This is a genomic window from Empedobacter sedimenti (assembly GCF_030005555.1).
In the GTDB taxonomy this organism is placed as follows: Bacteria; Bacteroidota; Bacteroidia; order Flavobacteriales; family Weeksellaceae; genus Empedobacter; species Empedobacter sedimenti.
Genome location: NZ_JASCQG010000004.1, coordinates 208515 through 234814, shown reverse-complemented (window position 1 = coordinate 234814; position 26300 = coordinate 208515). Strand labels below are relative to the sequence as shown.

Annotated in this window: 30 protein-coding genes and 1 pseudogene; 21 read left to right on the top strand and 10 right to left on the bottom strand. The window is 32.0% G+C overall.

The window, feature by feature from the left end; translation table 11 throughout:
- Positions 1–254: 254 nt before the first annotated feature.
- Both QHG34_RS06340 and QHG34_RS06335 read left to right on the top strand, forming a co-directional pair.
- On the top strand, positions 255–860 hold the full coding sequence (locus tag QHG34_RS06340) for a hypothetical protein (RefSeq protein ID WP_282629361.1): 606 nt from the start codon (positions 255–257) through the stop codon (positions 858–860).
- A 3-nt stretch (positions 861–863) separates the two neighbouring features.
- Positions 864–1391 carry a shikimate kinase gene (locus QHG34_RS06335; RefSeq protein WP_282629360.1) on the top strand — a complete coding sequence of 176 codons (528 nt, stop codon included), beginning with the start codon at positions 864–866 and terminating at the stop codon, positions 1389–1391.
- On the opposite strand, the gene QHG34_RS06330 is transcribed toward QHG34_RS06335, so the two are convergent.
- Positions 1388–1792, bottom strand: coding sequence for an RNA-binding S4 domain-containing protein (locus QHG34_RS06330; protein ID WP_282629359.1), 405 nt, complete (start codon positions 1790–1792; stop codon positions 1388–1390). The two genes, QHG34_RS06335 and QHG34_RS06330, sit on opposite strands and share 4 nt — an antisense overlap.
- 67 nt (positions 1793–1859) lie before the next feature.
- On the opposite strand from QHG34_RS06330, the gene QHG34_RS06325 reads away from it, so the two are divergent.
- Positions 1860–2639: a hypothetical protein gene (locus tag QHG34_RS06325; RefSeq protein ID WP_282629358.1), complete on the top strand. Its 780-nt coding sequence runs from the start codon at positions 1860–1862 to the stop codon at positions 2637–2639.
- Positions 2640–2730: 91 nt separating this feature from the next.
- Positions 2731–3921, top strand: coding sequence for a nicotinate phosphoribosyltransferase (gene pncB, locus QHG34_RS06320; protein ID WP_282629357.1), 1191 nt, complete (start codon positions 2731–2733; stop codon positions 3919–3921).
- Between the two features lie 80 nt (positions 3922–4001).
- Here the strand turns inward: pncB and QHG34_RS06315 are convergent, their stop codons facing one another.
- Positions 4002–5306 (bottom strand): aminopeptidase P family protein, encoded by a 1305-nt coding sequence (locus tag QHG34_RS06315; RefSeq protein WP_282629356.1) that lies wholly within the window; start codon positions 5304–5306, stop codon positions 4002–4004.
- A 336-nt stretch (positions 5307–5642) separates the two neighbouring features.
- Between QHG34_RS06315 and rpsF the strand changes: the two genes are divergently transcribed.
- The 3 genes and pseudogenes from rpsF to rplI all read left to right on the top strand — a co-directional run.
- A complete protein-coding gene (gene rpsF / locus QHG34_RS06310) occupies positions 5643–5990 on the top strand; it encodes a 30S ribosomal protein S6 (RefSeq protein ID WP_282629355.1) in 348 nt (115 codons plus the stop codon).
- Between the two features lie 7 nt (positions 5991–5997).
- On the top strand, positions 5998–6300 hold the full coding sequence (rpsR, locus tag QHG34_RS06305) for a 30S ribosomal protein S18 (RefSeq protein WP_282629354.1): 303 nt from the start codon (positions 5998–6000) through the stop codon (positions 6298–6300).
- A 21-nt stretch (positions 6301–6321) separates the two neighbouring features.
- Positions 6322–6819, top strand: a pseudogene (gene rplI / locus QHG34_RS06300) (50S ribosomal protein L9); the annotation flags it as partial.
- 209 nt (positions 6820–7028) lie between these two features.
- Here the strand turns inward: rplI and QHG34_RS06295 are convergent.
- The gene (locus tag QHG34_RS06295; protein WP_282629353.1) at positions 7029–7853 is read right to left on the bottom strand and encodes a DUF5694 domain-containing protein; all 825 of its coding nucleotides are present in this window, start codon (positions 7851–7853) and stop codon (positions 7029–7031) included.
- A gap of 140 nt (positions 7854–7993) precedes the next feature.
- Here QHG34_RS06295 and QHG34_RS06290 point away from each other — a divergent pair, with 140 nt between their 5' ends.
- Both QHG34_RS06290 and QHG34_RS06285 read left to right on the top strand, forming a co-directional pair.
- Entirely contained in the window at positions 7994–9067 is a 1074-nt protein-coding gene (locus tag QHG34_RS06290) for a sensor histidine kinase (protein ID WP_282629352.1), read from the top strand.
- Positions 9054–9734, top strand: a complete 681-nt coding sequence (locus tag QHG34_RS06285) for a LytR/AlgR family response regulator transcription factor (RefSeq protein ID WP_282629351.1) — start codon at positions 9054–9056, stop codon at positions 9732–9734. Before QHG34_RS06290 ends, QHG34_RS06285 begins: the two co-directional genes overlap by 14 nt.
- Positions 9735–9873: 139 nt before the next feature.
- On the opposite strand, the gene aroC is transcribed toward QHG34_RS06285, so the two are convergent.
- Together aroC and QHG34_RS06275 are read right to left on the bottom strand one after the other, a co-directional pair.
- Positions 9874–10932: a chorismate synthase gene (gene aroC, locus QHG34_RS06280; protein ID WP_282629350.1), complete on the bottom strand. Its 1059-nt coding sequence runs from the start codon at positions 10930–10932 to the stop codon at positions 9874–9876.
- Between the two features lie 19 nt (positions 10933–10951).
- Positions 10952–12025 (bottom strand): 3-oxoacyl-ACP synthase III family protein, encoded by a 1074-nt coding sequence (locus tag QHG34_RS06275; protein WP_282629349.1) that lies wholly within the window; start codon positions 12023–12025, stop codon positions 10952–10954.
- A 122-nt stretch (positions 12026–12147) separates the two neighbouring features.
- Here QHG34_RS06275 and QHG34_RS06270 point away from each other — a divergent pair, with 122 nt between their 5' ends.
- The 10 genes from QHG34_RS06270 to QHG34_RS06225 all read left to right on the top strand — a co-directional run bounded on the left by QHG34_RS06270 (position 12148) and on the right by QHG34_RS06225 (position 19751).
- Positions 12148–12711 (top strand): hypothetical protein, encoded by a 564-nt coding sequence (locus QHG34_RS06270; RefSeq protein ID WP_282629348.1) that lies wholly within the window; start codon positions 12148–12150, stop codon positions 12709–12711.
- A 25-nt stretch (positions 12712–12736) separates the two neighbouring features.
- On the top strand, positions 12737–13477 hold the full coding sequence (ubiE, locus tag QHG34_RS06265; RefSeq protein WP_282629347.1) for a bifunctional demethylmenaquinone methyltransferase/2-methoxy-6-polyprenyl-1,4-benzoquinol methylase UbiE: 741 nt from the start codon (positions 12737–12739) through the stop codon (positions 13475–13477).
- Between the two features lie 26 nt (positions 13478–13503).
- Entirely contained in the window at positions 13504–14292 is a 789-nt protein-coding gene (gene porT / locus QHG34_RS06260) for a type IX secretion/gliding motility protein PorT/SprT (RefSeq protein WP_282629346.1), read from the top strand.
- Positions 14293–14337: 45 nt separating this feature from the next.
- Positions 14338–15477, top strand: coding sequence for an acyl-CoA dehydrogenase family protein (locus QHG34_RS06255; protein WP_282629345.1), 1140 nt, complete (start codon positions 14338–14340; stop codon positions 15475–15477).
- Positions 15478–15601: 124 nt separating this feature from the next.
- On the top strand, positions 15602–16462 hold the full coding sequence (locus QHG34_RS06250) for a fumarylacetoacetate hydrolase family protein (RefSeq protein WP_282629344.1): 861 nt from the start codon (positions 15602–15604) through the stop codon (positions 16460–16462).
- Positions 16463–16638: 176 nt separating this feature from the next.
- Positions 16639–17094, top strand: a complete 456-nt coding sequence (gene rplM, locus QHG34_RS06245) for a 50S ribosomal protein L13 (protein WP_282629343.1) — start codon at positions 16639–16641, stop codon at positions 17092–17094.
- A gap of 9 nt (positions 17095–17103) precedes the next feature.
- On the top strand, positions 17104–17490 hold the full coding sequence (gene rpsI / locus QHG34_RS06240) for a 30S ribosomal protein S9 (protein WP_282629342.1): 387 nt from the start codon (positions 17104–17106) through the stop codon (positions 17488–17490).
- 124 nt (positions 17491–17614) lie between these two features.
- On the top strand, positions 17615–18361 hold the full coding sequence (gene rpsB, locus QHG34_RS06235; protein WP_282629341.1) for a 30S ribosomal protein S2: 747 nt from the start codon (positions 17615–17617) through the stop codon (positions 18359–18361).
- 114 nt (positions 18362–18475) lie between these two features.
- Complete coding sequence (gene tsf, locus QHG34_RS06230; protein WP_282629340.1) at positions 18476–19300, top strand: translation elongation factor Ts; 825 nt, start codon at positions 18476–18478, stop codon at positions 19298–19300.
- 127 nt (positions 19301–19427) lie between these two features.
- Positions 19428–19751: a T9SS type A sorting domain-containing protein gene (locus QHG34_RS06225; protein ID WP_282629339.1), complete on the top strand. Its 324-nt coding sequence runs from the start codon at positions 19428–19430 to the stop codon at positions 19749–19751.
- Positions 19752–19820: 69 nt separating this feature from the next.
- Here the strand turns inward: QHG34_RS06225 and QHG34_RS06220 are convergent, their stop codons facing one another.
- Positions 19821–20597 carry a superoxide dismutase gene (locus tag QHG34_RS06220; protein WP_282629338.1) on the bottom strand — a complete coding sequence of 259 codons (777 nt, stop codon included), beginning with the start codon at positions 20595–20597 and terminating at the stop codon, positions 19821–19823.
- A gap of 211 nt (positions 20598–20808) precedes the next feature.
- On the opposite strand from QHG34_RS06220, the gene QHG34_RS06215 reads away from it, so the two are divergent.
- Positions 20809–21297 carry a hypothetical protein gene (locus tag QHG34_RS06215; protein WP_282629337.1) on the top strand — a complete coding sequence of 163 codons (489 nt, stop codon included), beginning with the start codon at positions 20809–20811 and terminating at the stop codon, positions 21295–21297.
- A gap of 53 nt (positions 21298–21350) precedes the next feature.
- Here QHG34_RS06215 and hemE read toward each other — a convergent pair whose 3' ends face one another.
- From hemE to hemA, 4 genes are read right to left on the bottom strand one after another with little or no spacing between them, the layout of a single operon-like run.
- Entirely contained in the window at positions 21351–22379 is a 1029-nt protein-coding gene (gene hemE, locus QHG34_RS06210) for a uroporphyrinogen decarboxylase (protein WP_282629336.1), read from the bottom strand.
- Positions 22366–23043, bottom strand: coding sequence for a uroporphyrinogen-III synthase (locus QHG34_RS06205; protein WP_282629335.1), 678 nt, complete (start codon positions 23041–23043; stop codon positions 22366–22368). Before QHG34_RS06205 ends, hemE begins: the two co-directional genes overlap by 14 nt.
- Positions 23043–23969, bottom strand: coding sequence for a hydroxymethylbilane synthase (gene hemC, locus QHG34_RS06200; RefSeq protein WP_282629334.1), 927 nt, complete (start codon positions 23967–23969; stop codon positions 23043–23045). Before hemC ends, QHG34_RS06205 begins: the two co-directional genes overlap by 1 nt.
- Before the next feature lie 7 nt (positions 23970–23976).
- Positions 23977–25224: a glutamyl-tRNA reductase gene (gene hemA, locus QHG34_RS06195; RefSeq protein WP_282629333.1), complete on the bottom strand. Its 1248-nt coding sequence runs from the start codon at positions 25222–25224 to the stop codon at positions 23977–23979.
- A 196-nt stretch (positions 25225–25420) separates the two neighbouring features.
- On the opposite strand from hemA, the gene QHG34_RS06190 reads away from it, so the two are divergent.
- Positions 25421–26299 carry an AraC family transcriptional regulator gene (locus tag QHG34_RS06190; protein WP_282629332.1) on the top strand — a complete coding sequence of 293 codons (879 nt, stop codon included), beginning with the start codon at positions 25421–25423 and terminating at the stop codon, positions 26297–26299.
- The last annotated feature ends 1 nt before the right edge of the window (position 26300 follow it).

Here is a 26300-nt window from a genome sequence, read left to right as displayed (position 1 = left end):
ATTTAACAAACGTTTTTAGATATTTTTTCTAAATTATTAATTAAACATTTCGGTTTTAAGAACTTAAAATTACGTAATTTTTAAAAAAAAATTACAATGTGTTAAATTGAGGTTCAAAAACTGTAAAATTAATGATGAGAAAGTTATTTTTTTAGACTTGTTAAATGATATAAATAGTATATTTGTCAACCAACAAATCTGTGTTATTAGCCTAAAATAAATAGAAAAAGCTAATTTTAGATTGAATTTAGAAAATGAAGAAGAAGATTTTTTATATAGTTATTGTATTATTTTTAGTTGTGTCGTGCAAAAAATCTGATAATCCTGAAGCAGATGTTCCGGATTCTGAGTATGCCAACAATTGTAATCAAGAAACAAAAGATGCACATTTAGGTAATTTTACTTTGAAAGAATTAAAAGATTTAATCAAAGAAAATCCTCAAGTAATTCATCAAAGAATGAATGATAAATGTTTTAAAGTATCTAAACTTGGTAAAAACCTATACATTCAGAACAATGATCGTGTAGATTCTCTTAAAATTAAAAAACTAACCCAAGGAACTTTTTTTATTAATAAAGTTACAGCTCTACAAATTTCTCAAGAGATTGTTTATAAATTAACGTATACCTTCCCAATTAAATTCTTGAATCAATATCGCGCTGAGATCAAAAAAAATGCGCCAGAATCTAAATATCATCATTCTAATGCAACTGTAACAAACGAAGATTACAAGGTTACGTATAATGTTGAGCGTTATGACGCACGTCGTTTGGAGAACACCTATTCGTACCAAATTGACACAAATGATGGTTATGCGAGATTGACTATTTTTTATTCTGAAGATTTACCAGTAGATTAAATTATGATAGTTTCTTTAGTTGGCTATATGGGTAGTGGAAAATCGACTACTGGCAAAGATTTGGCAAAAGCATTAGGTTATCAATTTATTGATTTAGATGATTTCATCGAAGATAAATATCAATTAAAAATAGCTGAAATATTTGAAAAGGAAGGCGAATTAGGCTTTCGTAAAAAGGAACGTGAAGCTTTGAAAGAAGTTTTAACGACAACTAACATTGTTCTTTCTTTAGGTGGTGGAACACCAGTTTATTATGATAATATGGACGAAATTGTCAAAAATTCTGTTTCAGTCTTTATGCGAGTACAATTACCCCAATTGGTAAAACGATTAGAAAACAAGAAAGAAAATCGTCCGTTAATTGCTCATTTAAATAATGAAGAGTTAACCGAGTTTATTGCAAAACATTTATTTGAACGTAATCAATATTACGAAAAGGCAAAATATACGATCAATATCTCGACTCAAAGTACTTTAGAGATTTTGGATCAGATAATGAATCATCTAAAAACAGAGAAGATCTGGAGTTAATCCAGATCTTCTGCTATAATAATATTTTCCTCATTATTATCTTCAATATAATCTTCTAAATCGCGACGATCTTTCTTCGTAGGTCTTCCCTCCCCTTTCTCGCGATAATAATCTTGAGATAATTTACGAAGCTCTAGCACTTCATATTCCTCTTTAGGTGTTGTATCAACAATATGTAAGGTTAATAATTTAGCTCCTATTCTATTTTTTGGTACTTGAATTACTTTAAAAGATAAATTAATTTGATCTTTTTTCACCTCAAGTGTATCACTTGCTATAATTTCTCTCGACGCTTTTGCTACTGCTCCATTTACTTTTATTCGATTCTTTTTGCAAGCATCTGTAGCCAAAGATCTTGTTTTGTAATATCTCACACTCCACAGAAATTTATCTAATCTCATATAAAAATCATTATTTGCTAGGTTAGAATAATATTTTTTCTAAATTCGCAATATAAATCGAAATAACATGATAAAGAAATTCTTTGTTACTTTAATTGCGAGTTCTGCTTTTTTAGTTAGCTGTAATAATGATGATGATAATGGAGTTGATAAAGAAACTAAAATTCCGGTAGAAGAAAGAAATGCATTAGATGATAAAGCTATTAATGAAATACTTGAAGACTACTATTTTTCACCTAAAAATGGTAAACTAACAAAGTTTGATACAATTAAAGGAAATGAAGATGATGCTTATCCAGCTTTAAAAAAAATAGCTAAACAAGATCCTATAGGTTATTGGTATGCTGAAAATCCTAACCATATCGGAAAAGGGAGTACAATTGAGTCAAATGATAAAACTAAAATTCATTTGAGTTATTTAAGTACATCTTTTAGAGCTACGAATGATATGGATAAAGTTAATAACCCATTACAAAAGCATTATGGAGCTTTATCTTTAGGTAACAATGGATCATCTATTGATGCTGGAGATGGTTCTGCATTAACAGATCCTTCATTTTATTATTTTATTCCATCAGAAATAGAAGCTAAAAATGGGGTTACAAGATTAAATGTAGAATTAAAAAACTTTACAGAAGCTTTAAAACATTTTAAATCTACTGATCGTTCTGTACAAGACGGATATAATTTTCAAGGTGTAATTATTTTACCATCTCGCTTAGCATATGGTCGTAACAAATTTTACACTGGAAATGCGTTAACAGAATACTCTCAATACAGAGATGCAAGTTTTATCTATAATATCGAGTTAGTTAAAACAGAAGAAAGAACAACGACAACAAAATAAGTTGTTTCAATACAAAAAACAGAAAACCATCAGTAAAATGATGGTTTTTTTATATCTTTATTTTTCGAATTTTTATAACTAAACCAATAAAATGAGTATAATAAAATCAATCATAGATAACGACTTTTATAAGTTTACCATGCAATTTGGCGTAACAAAACTATACCCAGATGTAATTGCACGCTACAAATTTATCAATAGAGGAAAACACGAATTTCCGGAAGGCTTTGCTGAAGCTTTACAAAATGAAATTAAAGCAATGGAAAGTCTTGCTTTAACAAAAGCTGAAAAAGATTTTTTTACAAAAAGCTGTCCATACTTAAGTCCTGCCTATTTAGACTTTTTACAAGGTTATCGCTACGATTCTTCTGAAGTAAAAATCGTTCAAAACGGATCAGACGTAGAAGTTTATGTAGAAGGATATTGGTACAGAACAATTTTATGGGAAGTTCCTATCCTATGTTTAATCAGTGAATTATATTATAAATTAACTAATGCAAATCGCGTATCTAACGAAGAAATTACCAAACGCACCAGTGACAAAGTTGATTTATACAATCGTTTAGAAGTTACAGTTGCCGAATTTGGTACGCGTCGTCGTCATAGTTACGAAGTACAAGACGAAGTTGTAAAAGAATTAACTAATCACAAAGGAAAAAGTTTCGTCGGAACATCTAATGTACATTTTGCACATAAATATGGTGTAAAACCAATTGGCACACACGCGCACGAATGGTTTATGTTTCACGGAGCTCGTTATGGTTTCAAAGTAGCAAACTCTATGAGCTTAGACAGATGGGTAAAAGTATATTATGGCGATTTAGGTATTGCTTTAACAGACACTTATACTTCTGATGTTTTCTTTGGTCAGTTTGATAAAAAATTATCAAAATTATTTGATGGAGTTCGCCACGATTCGGGAGATCCGATCGAATTTGGAGAAAAAACAATTGCGCACTACGAAAAAATGGGAATCAATCCGTTGTTCAAAACGATTATTTTCTCGGATGGATTAAATTCTGAAAAAGTAGAAATGATCACCAAAGCTTTCAAAGGAAGAATTGGTTTATCTTTTGGTATTGGTACAGATTTGACCAATGATACAGATCTTCGCCCAATGAATATTGTGATGAAGTTAACTGAAATTTCTTCTATTGACATTCCTTGGACTGGTGTTGTAAAACTTTCGGACGAAAAAAACAAACACACAGGTACTCCTCGAATGATAGAATTAGCAAAAGAAATGCTTGGTCTTGATGATATTCCAAGTCATGAGCTGTAGTTAAAACAAACAATTATTCTATAAATAAAAAAGGAACTCAATATTGAGTTCCTTTTTATGTTATGAAAAATCTAAAAAGACTATTTATTCATTAAATCTTCGATTTCTTCTGCTTCCAACGGAATATTCTGCATCAAATTGAAAGGTTTTCCTTCATTCTGAATTACATAATCATCCTCTAGACGAATTCCGAAACCTTCTGCAGGAATATAGAAACCTGGTTCGTTTGTAAAAACCATTCCAGCAACAAAATCATCAGTCAATAAACCATAATCATGTGTATCTAATCCCATGTGATGAGATGTTCCGTGCATCATGTATTTTTTATAAGCTGGCCAAGCTGGATCTTCGTTTTGTACATCAGCTTTATCCAATAATCCTAAACCTAACAATTCAGATGTATACACTTTTCCTAATTCTTCATGGTATTTGTACCAGTTATTTCCAGGAACCAACATTGTTTCTGCTTCTTTTTTACAACGTAAAACAGCGTCATATACTTCGCGTTGACGAGCAGTATATTTTCCATTAACTGGAACTGTACGCGACATATCTGATGAATAATTAGCATATTCTGCTGCAACATCAAATAAAATCAAATCGCCATCTTGACATTGTTGATTATTCTGAATATAATGTAACACATTTGCATTGTTACCAGATGCAATAATTGGTGTATATGCAAACCCTTTTGAACGATTACGAATAAATTCGTGAACAAATTCTGCTTCTATCTCAAATTCCCAAACACCTGGTTGAATAAAATTTAAAACACGACGAAATCCTTTTTCAGTAATATCACACGCATGTTGAATTAATTGAATTTCTTCTGTTTCTTTTACAGAACGAATTCGTTGCAAAATAGGATTAGAACGTAAATAAGTATGTCCTGGATAATCTTGTTTCAATTGTTTTACAAAACGATCTTCTCGTGTTTCTACTTGCGGCGCTTCTGTTACACGATAATGTTCGTTCTTGTTTACATAAACATTCTCTGCTTCTACCATTAGTTTACGCAAAACACCTGGTAAATCTTGTAACCAAAGAACTGTTTTTATTCCAGAAACTTCAGTCCCTTGTGCTTTCGATAACTTTTCGCCTTCCCAAACAGCAATATGATCATTTGTTTCGCGAACAAATAAAATCTCTCTATACTTTGGATCATAAGCATCAGGAAAAAGAACCAAGACAGATTCTTCTTGATCTACACCAGATAAATAAAAAATATCACGATGCTGTGCAAATGGTAAAGTAGAATCAGAAGAAATTGGATAAATATCGTTTGAATTAAAAATCGCAATTGAATGAGGTTTCATTGCTTTTACAAATTTCGCTCTATTCTTCACAAATAGCTCGCTTGGAATAGGATTGTATTTTGTTGTCATAAAAATTTACATTAATTAATATGACCAAATTTAAGAAGATGTTTTTATATAAAAAAGGAAAACCCTCGCAGAAACGAGGGTTTTAACCTTAACCAACCTAAACCTATGAAAAAGCCATTAGCCTTTTATGTTGACAAATATAAGTTACTTTTTTTAATCTGCAAATTTATTTTAAAAAAAATCGAGTAAAAATTCAAAATAAAACAACAACCCTATCTATATCAATATTTAAACACTTTATAAATATTCAATAAACATTCATTTGTGTTAATCAAATTATTATTTATATATTTGCACCTCGAATTTTAGTATAATAATAACTTAAAGAAGTTAAAAATGACACATTACGAAACTGTTTTCATTTTGACTCCCGTTCTATCTGAATCTCAGGTAGAGGAAGCAGTTAATAAATTTAATGACTTTGTTACTGCTAACGGAGGAGAAATCGTTGCAAAAGAAAATTGGGGCTTAAAAAAATTAGCTTACTCAATTCAAAACAAAAGAAACGGATTTTACCACTTAGTAGAATTTAAAACTGAGAATGCTGAATTAGTATCTCAATTAGAAGTAGCTTACAAACGTGATGAGCGTGTACTACGTTTCTTAACTGTGAAATTAGATAAGCACGGTATGGACTGGGCTGAAAAACGCAGAACAAAATTAAAGTCTAACTCTAACAAGTAATTAAGCCATGGCAATTGACGATTTAGCAAAAAAAGCGGCAGGTGGTAACGAATCAGAAATCCGTTATTTATCTCCATTAGATATCGAAACACAATCAAATTCAAAATATTGTCGTTTCAAAAAATTTGGAATCAAGTATGTTGATTATAAAGATGCTGATTTCTTAATTCAATTCGTGAATGAGCAAGGTAAAATTTTACCTCGTCGTTACACAGGAACTTCTTTAAAATACCAAAGAAAAGTTTCTAAAGCGATTAAAAGAGCTCGTCACTTAGCATTAATGCCATTTATTGGAGATCAATTAAAATAATAACCTAAAGATTAAAATATCATGAACGTAATTTTAAGACAAGATGTAGAAGGTTTAGGTTTTGAATTTGAAGTTGTTTCAGTAAAACCTGGATACGCACGTAACTTTTTAATCCCACGTGGATTAGTTTCTGTTGCTACACCAAAAAATGTAAAAGAATTAAACGAAGTTTTAGAAGCTCGTAAAGCTGAAGAAGCAACTTTAATTGCTACAGCTAAAGAAAAAGCGTCTAAATTAGACGGTTTAGTTGTTAAAATTGAAGCTAAAGTTGGTGCTGGAGACAAATTATTTGGATCTGTTAACAATGGTGATTTAGCTGAAGCTTTAGTAAAAGCTGGTGTTGAAATCGAGAAGAAAAATATTAGAATCCCTGGAAATACTATCAAACGTTTAGGAAAATACGAAGCAAAAGTTCGTTTCCACAGAGAGGTTGAAGTAGATTTCGGATTCGAAATTGTACCAGATGCTGCATCTATCAAAGCTGCTGAAGAAGCTGCTAAAACTAGAGCAGAATTAGCTAAATTAGACGCTGAAAAAGCTGCTAAAGCTAATACAGAAGAAGGTTCTTTCTTTAACTTCGATAACCCAATTTACGCTAACGACAAGAAAGCGAAAAAAGAGGAAATCACTGAAGAAGTTGCTACAGAAGAAACTCCATCTACAGAAGAATAATTATTATTCAACTATATACAAAAAAACCTCGCAGTTTGCGAGGTTTTTTTATGTCTTTATTTTAGGTAATCTAATGTATTAACTTCTTTAAACTTTGGTGAGCGTCTCAAAAAATCTTTGAAGAAAGCTGTATGCGTCGCTCCCATCAATACAAAAATGCGGTCATCTTTTGTAATTGACACATTATTCATATTAGAAAACATAGCCAAATTTCTGTGGTAATACTTCGCTGCTTGCTCTGCTCCTATTGGATATTTTCTGTACGAAACCGTTGTTAACATATCTGCATTAACAGCTACAGAAAAATCTAAAAACTCTGGTTGATTATAATATTGCAATAACTCTTTCAGTTTTACTTCTTTCTTTGCAACTCCATTTTTTGTTTCATTACTTCTCATCAATTCGATGTATTTCTTAAATGCTGTCGGATCATCTTGATCTTTCAACAAATCGCCCAACATATATAAATAATCTTCTTGATAATTGATGCCGTAAATTTTCTTCGCCCCGCTTAATCGACCAACTTCATAAGCCAATAATTCAACTTCGTTTGGATTTTCAAATTTCATTTTAGGATCAAGTAAATAATCTTGAAAAAGTTTATTCAACATTTTATTACGAGAAGGATTTTGTTCGACCAAAATAATTGTAGGTTTAAAAGCTGCAATCTGCTTTGCAATTTCATGTATTTGGCGAACATTATCTTGATTATTCTCATCAAATTCAGTCGTACTTGCATCTGGTGTATACCCCATATGAAACGTTCCCATATTAAGAACTGGCACAGCATCATCAAACTTTGTTTGAAAATTATACTTTGTTTGCGCTGATAGATTGATAGAACTAAGAACGGCAACGATTGTGATAAATAAATTTTTCATTTGTTATTGTTTAATTTTAATTCAAATTTCTATCAATCTGACATTTTTAGCGATTATTAATCGACGAACACGCTCTAATAATCGACGAAACTTAACTAACCGAAAAAATAATCGTACTACTTTTACAAAAACTAATTTCAATGAACCAAAAAGATCAATTACCATCACTTTCCAAAACAAAAGAATTGGTTATACTGATTATTTATTGGATCGTTTACTCCTTGTTTTATTTTATTAGAATAAAGTACAGCAAAGAAACCAGCATACCTATTGTTTTTGTAAAAGAGAACAATCAGTTATTTGGGATTACAATGTTTTTTGTCGAAATGATTACGTTTTCTATTATTTATTTTTTCATTCTTCCAAAGCTTTTTAACTTCAGAAATTGGAAAAAAACTTTGTTACTTATCTTCTTTTCATTCTTAACATTCATACTGGTTCGTTATTTAATAGAGCAAGTAATAACAGATTTGTTATTTGGAATCGTCAACTACCACGAAAAAACACCTTTATGGGAATACGCTTTCGAGAATTTATATTATGGAAGTGGTAATATTTTTACCACGATTTTCATATGGTCAATCATTCACTTAATCAAAACATTACAACAAAACAACGCAATAGAACAAGAAAAAAACGAAGCAGAAATTAATTTTCTAAAAGCACAGATTAATCCTCATTTTTTGTTCAATACGCTCAATAACATTTACAGCTTAGTAAGTGTAAACTCGGATAAATCGCTAAAAGCAATCGAAAATTTGAGTTCAATCATGCGATTTACAACTTACGAAACCAATAAAGATAAAATTGAAATCAAGAAAGAAGTTGATTATATCGATCAATATTTAGCCTTAGAACAAATTCGTTTTGGAGATAAATTTTATATTGATAAAACAATTGAAATAGAAAATAACTCAACGCAAATTCATCCCTATATTTTATCGCCATTAATTGAAAATGCAATCAAACACGGAATTGTAAAAATAAAAGAAACGCCTATCAAAATTATAATCAAATCGACTTCAACTTTTGTCGAAATTTCAGTCGAAAATAAAATTAATCAACATCAAAAAGATGAAACTTCCGGAATTGGTTTAACAAATTTGAAACGAAGATTGCATCATTATTTTGGAAATAATTATACATTCGAGATTAATAACAATTCAGATACTTTTTATATTTATTTAAAATTCCCGATTGATGCCAAAAATTAATTGTATTATTTTGGATGACGAACCATTAGCTGTCGAATTACTAAAAAAACACGCTTCTGAAAACGATAATTTAACCATTTCTCTTGCGACAACCGAAGTTTTTGAAGCTATAGATTTCCTAAAAAATAATAAAGTCGAACTTATTTTTACAGACATTCAAATGCCCGAATTAACAGGAATTCAGTTAATGAAAATACTTGATTATTCACAGAAATTTATTGTTACAACAGCTTATCCAAATTATGCTTTAGAAAGTTTTAATTTTCATGTAGTTGATTATTTATTGAAACCCATTACGAAAGAACGCTTTGATGCTTCAGTAAAAAAGTACATTGATTTTTTTCAGGCAAAATCAACTAAAAGTCAATCAACGTATTTGTTTGTAAAAGCAGATGGAAAGCAAGTAAAAGTTAACTTTTCGGATTTAATTTACATCGAAGGCTTGAAAGATTATATCCGAATTCATACCAAAACCGAAAAAATTTTAGTTTTAGAAACCATGAAATCTTTTGAAGAAAAATTACCAAATCATTTCAAAAGAATTCATCGTTCGTATATCATCAACCTTGATTTTTTAACTTCAATTGATGGAAATTCTGTTTATCTCAATCAGAAAATAATTCCAATAGGAGAAACATACAGAAAGGAGATTAAAGATTTTGGTTAAGAAATAATAAAACATAAACTAAGTTGTCAATTCGAGCTTGTCAAGAAATCTGATTATATAATATGAAGATAAAAATTCTTCGACAAGCTCAGAATGACAACAATAAAAAATCCGCTCTTTTCAGAACGGATTTTTTATTTTATATATTTCTTGTTCGTTGTATTAGCAACATATCAGCCAAAACCATTGCAGCTAAACTCTCCACAATAGGAACGGCTCTTGGAACCACACAAGGATCGTGACGACCTTTTCCGTGCATTTCTACCATTTCTCCATCTGCATTCAATGTAGTTTGTTCTTGCATTAGCGTCGCAACTGGCTTGAAAGCGACCTTGAAATAAATATCCATTCCATTCGAAACTCCACCTTGTATTCCGCCAGAATAATTGGTTTTTGTAGTTCCATCTTGGTTAAATTGATCATTCATTTCAGATCCTTTCATCGATGTTGAAGCAAAACCTTCGCCATATTCAAAACCTTTTACCGCATTTATCGACATCATTGCTTGTCCTAAACGTGCATGTAATTTATCGAAAATTGGTTCACCTAAGCCAACTGGCACATTCTGTATAACACAGGTTACTTCACCACCAATTGTATCTCCTTCTTTGCGAATTTCTTTGATACGATCAATCATTTTTTCTGCCATTTCCAAATCTGGACAGCGAACTGCTGTTTCTTCAATTTTAGAAAAATCTAATTTAGAGTAATCATTATCCAACTTCAATTCACCAACACCACTTACATAAGCTGTAATATTAATGTTAGGAATCACATGTTTCGCAACCGCACCACCTACAACCCAATTCGCAGTTTCGCGCGCAGAAGTTCTTCCTCCACCTCTATGATCGCGTACACCATATTTGGTTTCGTACGTAAAATCGGCATGAGAAGGACGAAAAACACCTTTGATATGATCGTAATCATGTGATTTTTGGTTATCATTCGGAATAATAAACCCGATAGAAGCCCCTGTTGTTTTTCCTTCAAAAATTCCTGAAAGAAATTGAACTGTATCTGGTTCTTTTCGTTGTGTTACAATTGCAGATTGTCCTGGTTTACGACGATCTAATTGCGCTTGAATCCAATCAAAATCTAATTCGATTCCGCTTGGAACGCCATCAATTACACCTCCAATTGCTACACCATGACTTTCGCCAAAAGTTGAAATTTTAAATAATCTTCCGAATGTATTCACAATAGTATAAGAGTTTTTGTTATTTTTCGAATTGGTAAATTACCGCATTAATATTCATGCTTGCTCCAACAGAAGCCATGATAATTTTATCATTTGCACGGAATTGATGTGGTGCTAAATTATTTTCGTTGATTAAATCAAACATTGTAGGAACTGTAGCGACAGATGTGTTTCCTAAGAATTGAACCGTCATTGGGTCTACATTTTCTGGAATTTCGATACCATATAGTTTATACAAACGCTCAATCATCGCATGATCCATCTTTGCATTTGCTTGATGTAATAATATTTTATCAATATCTGTAATAGATAAATTTGTTTCGTCTAACAATTCCTTAATCGCTGGCGGAACATTTTTCAATACAAACTCATACACTTTACGTCCTTTCATATTGATATTTTTGATCGATCCAACATAATCAGGATTAAGAGACGTTCCGTTTACCAAATAATTCATCTCATCACCATTATATGACAACGTAGCATGATTGATAATTCCGTATTGATAATCTGCTTCTTTTGCCTCTAAAACAACAGCACCAGCACCATCAGCAAAAATCATCGCTGTACGATCGTGCGGATCTACTGCGCGAGATAACGTATCAGAACCAATCACTAAGATTTTCTTCGCTATTTTGGCTTGTATAAATTGATGTGCTAAAATCAAAGACTCTATCCAGCCTGGGCAACCAAATGTCATATCATAAGGTTTACATTTTAGGTTTTTGATTCCTAATTTATGTTTCACTTTGGCAGAAATAGAAGGCATAATATCTATTTGACGCGCAACTGGATCTATATCTCCAAAGTTATGCGCACAAATAACATAATCTAATTCTTCAGGATCAATTCCTGCTCTTTCTATAGCAATTTTTGCAGCTTCTGTTGCGATATCAGAATTCAATAAATCGTCTTCTACATATCGTCTCTCTCTAATTTCTGTAATTTCTTCAAATTTACGAGTGATTTCTTCACCACTTTTATCTAAGCGATTTCCGTTATCATCAAAAAATTCGTAGTTAACAAACTGTTCATTTGTAACAATTTTATTAGGCAGGTAATGTCCAGAACCTGTAATTACAGAGTTTATCATATTAATATTGTTCAACTTTATTAAAAAATAATACCGGCAAAGTTAATCATTTCATTAAAATAGTCGATAAAAATATGCATTAACTCATACCGAAATTGATAAACTATAATTAATTTAGCCGAATGAAAAAGAATCCGTCATTAATTGGACTTTTAGTCGTTTGTGGTTTAGCCGTTTTAATCTTAATTATTTACAATACCTTTTTAAGTAAAAAAGATGGTTATGTAATTGATAATCCGTCTAACAAAACACTTTCTATCAAAATTAATGGTAAAGATTTTACAGTAGCACCGCAACAAAATGCGCGAATTGAATTACCTAAAGGTAAGACAAAAATCGCATATTCTTTTAATAACAAAAAAGTAGATACGGTGGTTGATATTACACGTGCTTCTGGAATGATCAATCCTTTTCGCGAAGAATACATCACTTTTACACGTCCTTATGGTGTAAGAAAAAACAAAGATTCTATCTTTTTGTCTAATAATAGTGCCATTGACAACAAGGTATTTCACGGAATTATCGAAAAATCTTCTCAATTATATATCGAAAACTTCTATTACAACATTGATCAGGATTATCCAAAAATGTTCATCAAAAGTGCGAGTAGCGAAAAAGCAACCGATTTATCAAAAATATTTAACAAAGAAGATTTTAAACAATTTTATTTCGAGAATTACGAATAAAATTAGATTTTTATAACTTTACACAATGACAAATCATCAACACGATAGCGTAACACCTTACGAATCTTCAGATTTAAATAAAAAGAAACAAGTTGAGCAAATGTTCGACAATATTTCGCCTAAATACGATTTATTAAATCGTGTTTTATCAATGGGAATTGATATACAATGGAGAAAAGACGTCATCAAAATGGTGAAAGCTTCTAATCCTAAGACAATATTAGATATTGCAACAGGTACGGGAGATTTAGCTATTATGATGGGTAAAAATACAGATGCAAAAATTACTGGATTAGATTTATCTAACGGAATGTTAGAAGTTGGTCGTAAAAAAGTAAAAGAAGCTGGTTTAGAAAATCGTATCGAAATGGTACAAGGCGATTCTGAGAATCTTCCTTTCCCTGATAATACATTTGATTGTATAACGGTATCTTTTGGTGTTCGTAATTTTGAAAATTTAGAAAAAGGTTTAGCCGAAATTAACCGCGTTTTAAGACCTGGAGGAACTTTTGTTATCTTAGAATTCTCGTATCCTACGTCATTCCCTATGAAGCAATTGTATACATTCTATTCAAAAAATATATTACCTGCAATTGGTAAAATGGTATCAAAAGATCAGAGTGCATATACCTATCTTCCAGATTCTGTTCGTGCTTTTCCACACGGTGAAGAAATGAAAAGTATCTTAAAAAGCGTAAATTTTAATCAACCTATTGATAAAAAACTTACTTTTGGTATTGCGAGCATTTATAAAAGTGTAAAATAAAACCGCTTGTTTTTCGTTGAAAGTCTATGAGAAAGAATCTTATCATTGCATTATCATTAACTGTTGCTAGCATAGCTAACGCACAGTTTCGTCCTAATAACGATAGAAGTGAAAACAGAACTGAAACTGATCAAAAAAAGTTTAGTTTTGGATATTTTTTGGGTACAAATATGATGAGCTATAAGATTGTTCCAAAGGCGCAAACAAATCCATTACCAGGAACTCCACAAACACCAAATGATGATGGAGTAAATCAATACGGAATGGTTTATTTGGATCAAGAAACCAAACCAGGATTTTCTGTTGGTTTGATAGCTAAAATGCGAGTTAATGATTACATTGACATGAAAGTAGAGCCAGGACTACACTTCTCTCAACGTACTTTACATTTCAATAACTATTTAGATTCTACTACAGGAGAAACAATAGAAGATCCATCTAAAGTAACTAGAGAAGTAAAATCAACGTATGTCGAAATTCCTTTGTTACTTAATTTTCATGGAGATCGCTGGTTCAATACACGTCCTTACATTCAAGGAGGATTAGGTTACTTAATGAATCTACAATCTAACGAAGATAAAGAGGATGATAATAATGCAGGAGTTTTTAGAACAACTACCAATAACTTTAACTGGCAAGCTGAAATCGGAATTGAAATCTATTTCAAACGATTTAAACTAACACCAGCGCTGAAAGGAATGTTTTTCTTTAACAACGAATTAGTTCCAGATAAAGAAGCGACTGAGCCGTATTGGACAGGAAGCTTAAATTCTTTATCGACAAGAGCATTCGTTTTTTCTCTTAAATTTGAATAAAAAGTCAAAATATAAATAATAAAAAACCATAAATAAATAATCACAATGAATTTTCAATTATCGGAAGAACAATTAATGATTCAACAAGCTGCGCGCGATTTTGCAAAAGCAGAATTGTTACCAGGTGTAATCGAACGTGACGAAACATCTACTTTCCCAACAGACGCTGTTAAAAAAATGGGCGAACTAGGATTCTTAGGAATGATGGTTGATCCAAAATACGGAGGATCTGGTTTAGATAGCGTTTCTTACGTTATTGCAATGGAAGAAATTGCAAAAGTTGATGCTTCTGCTGCTGTTGTCATGTCAGTAAACAACTCGTTGGTTTGTGCTGGTATGGAAAAATATTGTAACGAAGAACAAAAACAAAAATATTTAACTCCATTAGCTTCTGGTCAAGTAATTGGAGCATTCTGTTTATCTGAGCCAGATGCTGGTTCTGATGCAACTTCTCAAAAAACTACTGCGGTAGATATGGGAGACTATTACTTATTAAACGGAACAAAAAACTGGATTACGAATGGTGGAACAGCTTCTACATATTTAGTAATTGCACAAACTGATCCAGAAAAAGGTCACAAAGGAATCAATGCTTTCATCGTAGAAAAAGGATGGGCTGGTTTCGAAGTCGGACCAAAAGAACAAAAAATGGGAATCCGTGGTTCTGATACACATTCATTATTCTTTAATGATGTAAAAGTACCAAAAGAAAACCGTATCGGTGAAGATGGATTTGGTTTCGCTTTCGCAATGAATGTATTAAACGGTGGTCGTATCGGTATTGCTTCTCAGGCTTTAGGTATTGCACAAGGAGCTTACGAATTAGCGTTAGATTATGCTAAAATTCGTAAAGCGTTCAAAACAGAAATTATTAATCACCAAGCTGTTGCATTCAAATTAGCAGATATGGCAACTAATATTACAGCTGCTCGTATGTTATGTTTCAAAGCTGCGGTTGAGAAAGATGAAGGAAAAGATATTTCTATTTCTGGTGCAATGGCAAAACTATTTGCTTCTAAAACAGCAAATGAAGTTGCTTCAGAAGCTGTACAAATTCACGGAGGAAATGGTTATGTTCGCGAATATCATGTAGAGCGTATGATGCGTGATGCAAAAATTACTCAAATTTATGAAGGAACTTCTGAAATTCAGAAAATTGTCATTTCAAGAGGAATTGCAAAGTAAAATTTAAATAAATATAATAAATATTTATCTTCTTAAGACATCTGTTAATGACAGATGTCTTTTTTTATTTAGTTCATCAAAAAACTAATCGTCGTATATTTGTGGCGGAAAAAATATAAAGAAGATGAAAATTTTTAGATTCGGTCCTAAAGGACAAGAAAAATCAGGAATCATCATTGATGATAAAAAATTTGATGTTTCAGCATCTGGAATAGTATACGACGAAGACTTTTTTGGAAATACCGAAAAACAAGAAACTTTACAACAATATATAGATCAAAACATCAACACTTTACCATTAGTTGAAGATAATGTACGTACTGGTGCGCCTTTAACTCGTCCTGGCAAAATTGTTTGTGTAGGATTAAACTTTGATGATCACGTAAAAGAAACAGGTTTAGAGCAACAAGCAGAGCCTATCATGTTTATCAAAGCGAATCAATCATTCAACGGTCCAGAAGATGGAATTATGCAGCCAAACGGTTCGACAAAAATGGACTGGGAAACAGAATTATGTATCGTAATTGGTAAAAAAGCGAACAACGTTACAGAAGAAGAGGCTATGAACCATGTTTATGGTTATGCCTTAATCAATGATATTTCAGAGCGCGCTTTCCAAACAGAACGCGGTGGAACATGGGACAAAGGAAAAGGTTGTGATACTTTTGCTCCAATTGGACCATACATTGCGACACAAGACGAAATTGAAGATGTAGATAATCTACGTGTTTGGTTAAAATTGAACGGAGAATTAATGCAAGACGGTAATACGAGCGATTTTATTTATCGTATACCAAAATTAATCTCTTACTTGTCACAATTTATGTCTTTCTTACCTGGAGATATTATTTCGACAGGTTCTCCTGCAGGATCTGGAATGGGAAAAACACCTCAAAGATGGTTACAACCTGGTGATGTTATAGAGTACGGAATCGAAGGATTAGGCTCTACAACGCAAACAATCTTACCATTCGAGAAAAATTAATTGTCTATTTCAATTAATTAACTTAATTTTGCAGACGTTTGACAATAAATCGGAGGATTTAAAATAAACGAAATGATGAATAATTCCTGAAAATCTTTTGGGAAAACAGAATCATTTTGTACATTTGCACCCCGATCGGATTGTCGGTAATTTATAAAATATTAAAAATCAAGATAGTGGACACGTTAAGTTACAAAACTACATCAGCCAACAAAGAAACTGCTCAGAAAGAATGGGTAGTTGTGGACGCTTCTGACTTATCATTAGGTCGTTTAGCTTCAGGTGTTGCGAAGCTAATTAGAGGGAAGCACAAAACAAACTTTACTCCTCATGCAGATTGTGGAGATTATGTTATTGTTTTAAACGCTGACAAAATTCAATTAACAGGTAGCAAATGGGATGACAAATTATACATTCGTCACACAGGTTACCCAGGTGGACAAAGATCTTTAACTGCAAAAGAAGTTTTTGCTAAAGATCCTGTACGCTTAATCGAAAAGTCAGTAAAAGGAATGTTACCTAAAAACAAATTAGGTAGTAAATTATTGACTAATTTACATGTATTTGTTGGTACAGAGCACAATCACGAAGCTCAACAACCAAAACAAATCGATATTAACGAATATTTATAATCTAATTCAATGGCAATAGTTCATAAAATCGGACGTAGAAAAACATCTGTTGCTCGTGTATATTTACAAGAAGGAAATGGAGAGATCTTCATTAACGGACGCGAGTTAGCAAACTACTTCCCTACAGCAGTATTACAATACAAAGTAGAACAAGCATTCTTATTAACAGGTACAAAAGATAAATACAATGTAGATATCAAAGTATTTGGTGGAGGAATCACTGGTCAAGCTGAAGCAATTCGTTTAGCAATTTCTAGAGCTTTATGTGAAGTTGACGCAGATTTTCGTTTACAATTAAAACCAGAAGGATTATTAACACGTGATCCACGTATGGTTGAACGTAAAAAATTCGGTCAAAAGAAAGCGCGTAAGAAATTCCAATTCTCTAAACGTTAATTTATTCAATTCATTAAAAAATCCATTTTCCGTTGGTTTAGCATCTAAACAAATAAGGCAAGATTTATTCGACCACTTGTTTGTTGCTTGTTGAGATAACGGAACGTAAACTAAAAAAAAGAAAATGGCAAAAGTAAATGTAAAGGACTTATTAGGTGCAGGTGTGCACTTTGGTCACTTAACAAGAAAATGGAATCCGGCTATGGCTCCTTATATTTTTATGGAGAAAAACGGAATCCACATCATCGACCTTCACAAAACTGCAGTGAAATTAGATGAAGCATCTGAAGCTTTAGGAAAAATTGCTGCATCTGGACGTAAAGTTCTTTTCGTTGCAACTAAAAAACAAGCAAAAGATGTTGTAGCTAAGCATGCTGAAGAAATTAACATGCCTTATATTACAGAACGTTGGCCTGGTGGAATGTTAACAAACTTTGTTACTATTCGTAAAGCAGTTAAAAAAATGAATTCAATCGATCGTATGAAAAAAGACGGTACGTTTGAAACACTATCAAAAAAAGAAAGATTACAAGTTGATCGTCAAAGAGCATCTTTAGAGAAAAACTTAGGTTCTATCGCTGATATGACACGTTTACCATCTGCAGTATTTATTGTAGATATTGTACGTGAGCACATCGCGGTTGCTGAAGCTCAAAAATTAGGTATTCCAATCTTTGCAATGGTGGATACAAATACTGACCCACGTCAAGTAGATTTCCCAATCCCTGCAAATGATGATGCTTCTAAATCAATCGACATTATCTTAACTACAGTAGCTGATTCTATCAAAGCTGGTTTATCAACACGTAAAGCAGAAAAAGAAAAAGCGAAAGAAGATAAAGAAGAAGGAGCTGAAACTAAAGAAGCTTAACATTAACTTGATGATCAATTCATCGATATAATATACATTGTAGCTCCTATACCACTATGTGGTGTACGAGCTACTTTTATTTAAAATATTAAGAAACAAAATAAAAATATTACTATGAGCTATAAAGCAACAGCCGCTGAGGTAAGTAAATTAAGAAACGCAACTGGTGCGGGAATGATGGATTCTAAAAAAGCTTTAGAAGAAGCTGGAGGAGATTTTGATAAAGCTGTAGAGGTTTTACGTAAACAAGGTCAAAAAGTTGCTGCTAAAAGAGCTGACCGTGATTCTACTGAAGGTGCGGTTATCGCTAAAATCAATGGTGAGCAAACTAAAGGTATCATCATCGCTTTAAACTGTGAAACTGACTTCGTAGCTAAAAACGAAGCATTCGTTGCTATGGCTAATGAAATCGCTGACTTAGCTTTAACAGTTAACTCTAAAGAAGAATTATTAGCTTTACCATACGCTGGTATTACAGTTGGTGAGAAATTAATCGAGCAAACTGGAGTTATCGGAGAAAAAATCGAAATTGGAACATTCCAATCTATCGAAGGTGCTATCGTAAATTCTTACATCCACGCTGGTAACAAAATTGGTGCTGTAGTTGCTTTATCTGCTAACGTAGAAGGAGCTTCTGAAGTTGCTCGTGACGTTGCAATGCAAGTTGCTGCTATGAACCCAGTAGCTTTAGATGAAACTCAAGTTTCTCAATCTGTTATCGATACTGAATTAGCAATCGCTAAAGAAACTTTAGCTGCTGAAGGTAAACCAGAAAACATGATCGAGAACATCGCTCAAGGTAAATTACAAAAATTCTTCAAAGAGAATACTTTAGTTCACCAAGCTTCTATTAAAGACGGAAAAACTTCTGTTCAAGACGTAGTTAAAGCTGTTAGCGCTGACTTAAAAGTAATTGGATTTATCCGTTACGGTTTATAATAAGTTAATCACTATATTATATATCATAAAATGATGCTAAATTTTAGCATCATTTTTTATTTGGTACAAGTTTTGAATTGTTTGGATTATCAATATTTATTTCTATATTTGTTAGAACGAGGCGCTTATGAAAAACATTATACTTATTATATCTCTTTTTTTATTCACTTTTAATACAGCTTCCGCACAGTCGAGATTAGATCAAGACAAAGCGACAATAAGTTTGTATCCTAATCCGGCAACTTCAATGTTTACGATAAAATTTGACAATCCATCAAAAGTAAATACAGTTGTCATCTATTCGATTATAGGAAATGAAGTCATGACAAAAAAGACTGACGGAACTGCCAAGGCAAATTTCAATGTCCAGAGCTTAAAACGTGGTAAATATATTGTTCGCGTTTTTAATGATGATGGTTCTACAGAAACTCAATCATTGATTAAGAATTAAGATAAAACTAAAACATAAAAAAAGCTTCTCAATTGTATTGAGAAGCTTTTTTGTTTATTGATCGAAAGATTATTTTGCTTTCTTATAATTATCTTCAACTTGTTTCCAATCCAAAACGTTTGTGAAAGCTTTTAAATACTCATCACGTTTATTTTGGTATTTCAAGTAATAAGCATGTTCCCAAACATCAATTCCTAAAATTGGTGTTCCAGCAACTTCTGCTTCTGGCATCAATGGATTATCTTGATTTGCTGTACTTGTAACAGCTAAACTACCATCTGCTTTTACAACCAACCAAGCCCAACCAGAACCAAAACGTTTTGCACCTGCATCATCTAATTGCTTAATTAATTCATCAACCGAACCAAAAGTAGAATCAATCTTAGCTTTTAACTCTCCTGTTGGCGCTTTTTGAGGCGTTGGAGACATGATATCGAAATATAGCATATGATTGTAGTAACCTCCTGCATTGTTGCGTAACGCTCCGTTTTTCATATCCATTTTTTTCAAAATGTCTACAATATCATTCGATTTATTATTTGCTTCTTTCAAAGCAGCATTCAACTTATTGATATATCCTAAATAGTGTTTAGAATAGTGAATTTCCATTGTTTTTGCATCAATGTATTGGTTCAATTCATCGTAACCGTACTTTAATGGTTTGATTTGAAAAGTACCTGGATCAGCTTTTACATCAGTCGGATTTCCTACTGGCTCTTCAGACTTTACAGTATCATTTTTTACTGTTTCACTTGTTGTCGTAGTAGCCGCATCTTTCTTCGCATCACACGATTGTGCAAAAAATAATACACCTATTACAGACATCAATAATATACCCTTTTTCATATTATTTTTACGTAGTTTTAAATTTATCTGTATAATATTCTACTAAAATAGACCAAAACTGCCGAATATAAAATTGATTTCTTTTAATTTTCTGTTAAAATGGTCTTTAATATCTAAATCAATAAAGGTTATTTGTTTGTATATTTAATGGAATTTTACATTTATGAACTTTGAACCTATTTTATTTAATATCAATAATTCTTTAGAAAAATTGATAAATAAAAAATTAATTGATTTTAAATACAAAGATATTACAGATTTTAATGAACTAACGACTAATCAAAATATTGATATAATTCCTTTAGAAGTTCTATTAATTTTTGAGAACGATAATAACATATTTTTTTCATGGGATTATCCTGAAAATCTAAGACAATATGTAATTAATATATTTGATAAAACTTCATTTAATAATTCAGATTTCACATATAACTATCAATCGAAATTTTGGAATGATTTATTTAATAAAAAATTTATTTCATTTGAAATCTATGGTGTTATTATTGAATCTAAAAAAGAACCACATTTAGTAAAGTTGAATTTTGAAGAAAGTAAAAGTTTATCTATAGGAAATTTTTACTATGAAAATGATTTTATTCCAAAGTTTGAATTAGGTGATGATATTTGGATATTTTTTGAAGAAAAAGATGTACAAAAAATAATAAAGGAATTTGAATTTATAGAATTAAACAAATTTTAATTTCAATAAAAAAACCTTCCATTACGGAAGGTTTTCTTGTTATATCGAGTATCTTAATCTCTCTTATAATTTACAACAGCTTCTATAAAAGCTTGCGCATTTTCAACTGGAATATTTGGTAAAATTCCGTGACCTAAATTGGCAATGTATTTATACGGACCAAAATCGTCAATCATTTCTTTTACCATTGCTTGTATTGTTTCTGGTGGCGATAACAAACGAGAAGGATCAAAATTACCTTGTAACGTCTTTTTGAAACCTGTAAACTCACGCGCTAATTGTGGCGTAATTGTCCAATCAACACCCAAAGCAGAAGCTTTAGAATCGGCCATTTTCTCTAAAGCGAACCAACAACCTTTTGCAAAAACTGTTACAGGAACCACTTTAGAAACTTCGTTTACAATTTGCTCGATGTATTTCCAAGAAAATTCATCATAATCTTTTGGCGATAACATTCCACCCCAAGAATCAAAAATCTGAATCACATTAGCTCCGTGTTCCACTTTTTTCAACAAGTATTGAATCGTAGTTTGAGTGATTTTTTCTAACAATTGGTGCGCTGCAACTGGATTTTGAAAACAAAAACCTTTCGCTTTATCAAAAGATTTAGAGCCTTGCCCTTCTACAGCATAACACAACAACGTCCAAGGAGAACCAGCAAAACCAATCAATGGAATTTTATTGTCCAACTCTTTCTTTGTAATATCCATCGCTGCATAAACATAACCTAATTCTTCTTCAACATCAGGAATATAAACTTTTTCTACATCTTGAGCTGTACGAATAGGATTCTCTAACCACGGACCTACACCAGGTTTCATCTCGAAATTCATTCCCATTGCTTGTGGTACAACCAAAATATCCGAAAAGATAATAGCTGCATCCAACGGAAAACGACGAATTGGTTGAACTGTAATTTCAGCCGCTAATTCTGGCGTTTGACAACGTGTAAAGAAATCATATTTATCTCTCAATTCGATAAATTCTGGTAAATAACGTCCTGCTTGACGCATCATCCACACTGGCGGACGTTCTACCTCCTCACCTCTCAATGCTTTTAAAAGCAAATCATTTTTTATCATTGATGTATTTTTTTATATTTTTGATAACCACTTCCACCAAAGGTGTTTGCGCAGTTATAATTTCATGATTTGGATAAACTTCTTGTATCGCAGAAGTTGTTGTATTTCCGATTGTAAAAATACGCGAACTTTCCGATATTTTATTTTGTTGATGAAACGCTTTGAATGATAACGGACTAAAAAAAGCATACATATCAAATGTTTCATTTAATTGATAAACAATTTGTTCTGATTGATAGGTGATGATTTGATTGACTTCGTGATTTGATTTTGACAATTCGTTTACCAACAAATCTCGGCGCGAAGAACCGCATAAAAAATTCCATTTCAGAGAATAATTTCCTGAAATCAATTTCGGAGCTAAATCTTCTGCATAATCTTCAATCAACACAACCTCTCTGTTCTGCGCTTTTAGTTTTTCTGCCGTTTTTTTTCCAACAACAAAAAAATGACCACTCAATTCCAATCCTTGAATGGCACTTACTGTATTTTGACTCGTCACGATAAATTGATGAACGGATTCATCAATCTGTGCAGAAATTTTATTCTTTGAAGTCAATTCGATTTGTAAAGTTGGTTTACAAACCACCTCAACATCAGCTCCAAATTCTTTTCCAAGCAATTCAGGAGAAATTAACTTCGTGAATAAAACTCTTGTTCGCACTATTTCGTTCCGATTTCTTTTTTAATTTCTTCAATCATTTTTGCTGCACCTTGCGCAATACATTCTTCAGCAAATTCGAGACCTTTCGTCAAATATTCATCTGCTTTGAATTGTCTTTCGATTGAAATCATTTCTTGTCCATCAATTGATAAAATAGCTCCTTTGAACGAGTAATTTTCTTCATCAATTTTCTCAACTAACGCACCAATTGGCGCTGTACAACCACCTTCTAAAACATTCAAGAATTGACGTTCTACTGTTGCAAAAAGTTCACATTGCGGATTATTAATATCACTCAAATCAAAACCTTCTTTGGCAACAATTCCCAAAATTCCTTGTGATGGCGCAGCAATCATCCAATCAATCACTTTGTAATGAAGACCTTTTTCTGCCAATTCATCTAAAATTTCTGAACGATCCAAACCTGCAAAAGCAAATACAGCTCCGTCCCAATCTGCATTATCTTGCAATTTTTTTAGACGTAATTGCACATTTCCACGTAAATCTACAATCGTATCATTTGGATATTTATGATTCCAAAATGCTTTACGACGCAAAGATCCTGTTGCAATAATTCGGTGTTCTTTCTCGAAAATATCTTCCGATTTGTACACCAAAATATCCGCAGAACTTGCACGCTCTGGATATGCAATCAACTCTAATGTTTCTGGTAAAACAGTTGGCACATCTTTCAACGAATGAACCGCAATATCTACTTGATCATTCAACAAAGCAATGTCCAATGAACGCGTAAAAACACCTGTTAAACCTAATGAATAAATGGGTTGTTTTAGATTTGCATCACCTTCAGAAGTAATCGGAACGATTTCTGTTGGATGACCTTTTGCCTCAAGAATAGAAGCAACTTTATTGGCTTGCCAAAGCGCTAAAGGACTTTGACGTGTACCAATTTTTATTGTTTTCATGATTGTATTAAGCTTGTTTTAAATGAAACATTTTTTCGATTAACTGAATTGTTTCGTCTGCATTTTCCTTATTTTCGATTAAATAAGAAGCAAACTGATTGGTAATTTTCTGAATTACTTTTTCAGTTAAAATCGTTTCATTTTCGTCAATGTTTACATTATCTTTTTTCAAATTATTTAAAGCAAAACTCTGAAAAAAGTCTAATCTATCTTTGAAAGATTGAATAGCTGGAACCAATTCTCTGGTTTCTAACCATTCGTAAAACTCTGTAGAATGCTCCTCTATAATTGCCAAAGCTTCTGGAATTGCATTGCGACGTTGCGCAATTGTATCATCTACCATTTTAGATAATCCGTCCACATTTACCAATTGAATAGATTCGCGAGAAGCCAACGTATGAATTACATTTTCTGGAACTGACATATCAATAATCGTCATTTCCTTGTCGAACGGAATCATTTCTTCTGTAATTGTGTAATTACTTGCTCCCGTTGCAACAATAAGAATATCTGTTTTTTGTAATTCTTCTTTTAATTCGCTGTGATCTTTTACGGTAATATCATATTTCAATCCAAGAACTTCTGCCTTTTCTTTTGTACGATTGATTAACGTAATGTTTGTATTTGGATAATGTTTGACCAAATTAGCGCATGTATTACGACCAATTTTACCAATTCCGTACAACAAAATATTTTTGTCGACCAAGTTTCCTTGTGTTGCTTGAATAAAATTAACCGCAGAATATGCAACCGAAGCAGAGCCGTTACTTAAGAAAGTTTCGTTCTTTACTTTTTTACTAATTTGGATCGCAGTATTTACCAAACGCTCTAAAAAAGCATTTGATGCGCCTTGTTTTTTGAAACGAGAAAACCAAATTTTGATTTGTCCGATGATATCAAAATCACCTAAAATCTGACTTTCTAATCCCGACGAAACGCGGAATAAATGTGTAATCGCTTCTTCTCCTTCTTTTACCATCATAAATTGACGGAATTCCTCTGCATTACCTTCTGTGTATTTACAATATTGCTCAACGATTTGATCTTCGTTTTCTGCAAAACCATAAAATTCAGTACGATTACAAGTTGATACAATAAAAAAGTTTTCTAAACCATTCGTTTTAGAATCTTGTGCAAACGTTTCAACTTGTTCCGGGAAAAAAGTAAATTTACCACGTGTAATGGCGTCAGCTTTTTCATAACTGATTCCGATTACGTAAAATTTTTCTTCCGTTTTATTACCTCTAATTGTCATTTCCTCAAATACTGATACAAAAGTAGTTTCAAAACTCTTCAGAAAATAACTTTAAAAAGAAAAAATAACGCTAAAAATTAAAGTTTGCTTTTTTAGAATAATTATAAATTAAAGGTTTATATTTGTATGTAAACCATTATAAAGAGCGCAATTGACAAATGTCACGTTTTTTATATGACAAACCTCATCATTCGAAATGGATTTAAAAAATACCCATAAAAGTAAAATTAACGAATATAAATTGTCAACAGACGTATTTATCGCTCAAATTGACAACTTTACGGCTTCTACAGACACCATTCTGAAAGGTATTGACAAACGTTATATACAATTCTATTTTTGTACGAAAGGCTCTGTAACATTTAATTTTAATAATGGTATTTACAAAATCAATCTAAACGAAGGCAAAAGTTTTTTGTTTTATTATCCAACTTTGGATATTCCGCTTTCATTAAACATTAATGCTGAAAGTAAGGTTTATATTATTGTTTTATCGATTCAGAAATTGCATCAATTGTTTGCAGAATATCAAATTCAGAATGATTTGATTTCGAGTATGACGCAAGAAAAATTTTATATCGAACGCGAAATTGGTTCTTCGATAAAATTGGTTCTGAATCAAATTGAGCAGATGAAACTTTCTCCTCAATTTCAAAATTTATTTTTGATTGGAAAAATGTACGAATTGTTTACACTTTACTTTTCTGAAATCGAAAGTCAAACCGAACATTGTCCTTTCTTGAATGACGAAAATGAAGGAAAGCGAATCAAAGAGATCAAAGATTATTTGTTAGCTGATTTTAAAAATCCTCCAACCATCAAACAACTTTGTGAAAAATTTTCGATCTCAGAATATCATCTGAAAGAAGGTTTTAAAGAACTTTATGGAACAACAGTTTATGGCTATTTATTGGATAAAAAACTAGAGTTTGCGTTGCATAAATTAGAAGAAAATCAACAAATGGTAAAGGATATTTCATTTGAAATTGGCTACGAAAACCCATCTCATTTTATATCAGCATTTAAGAAAAAATACGGCTTAACACCGAAACAATACATCAAACAATTTCAGTAAA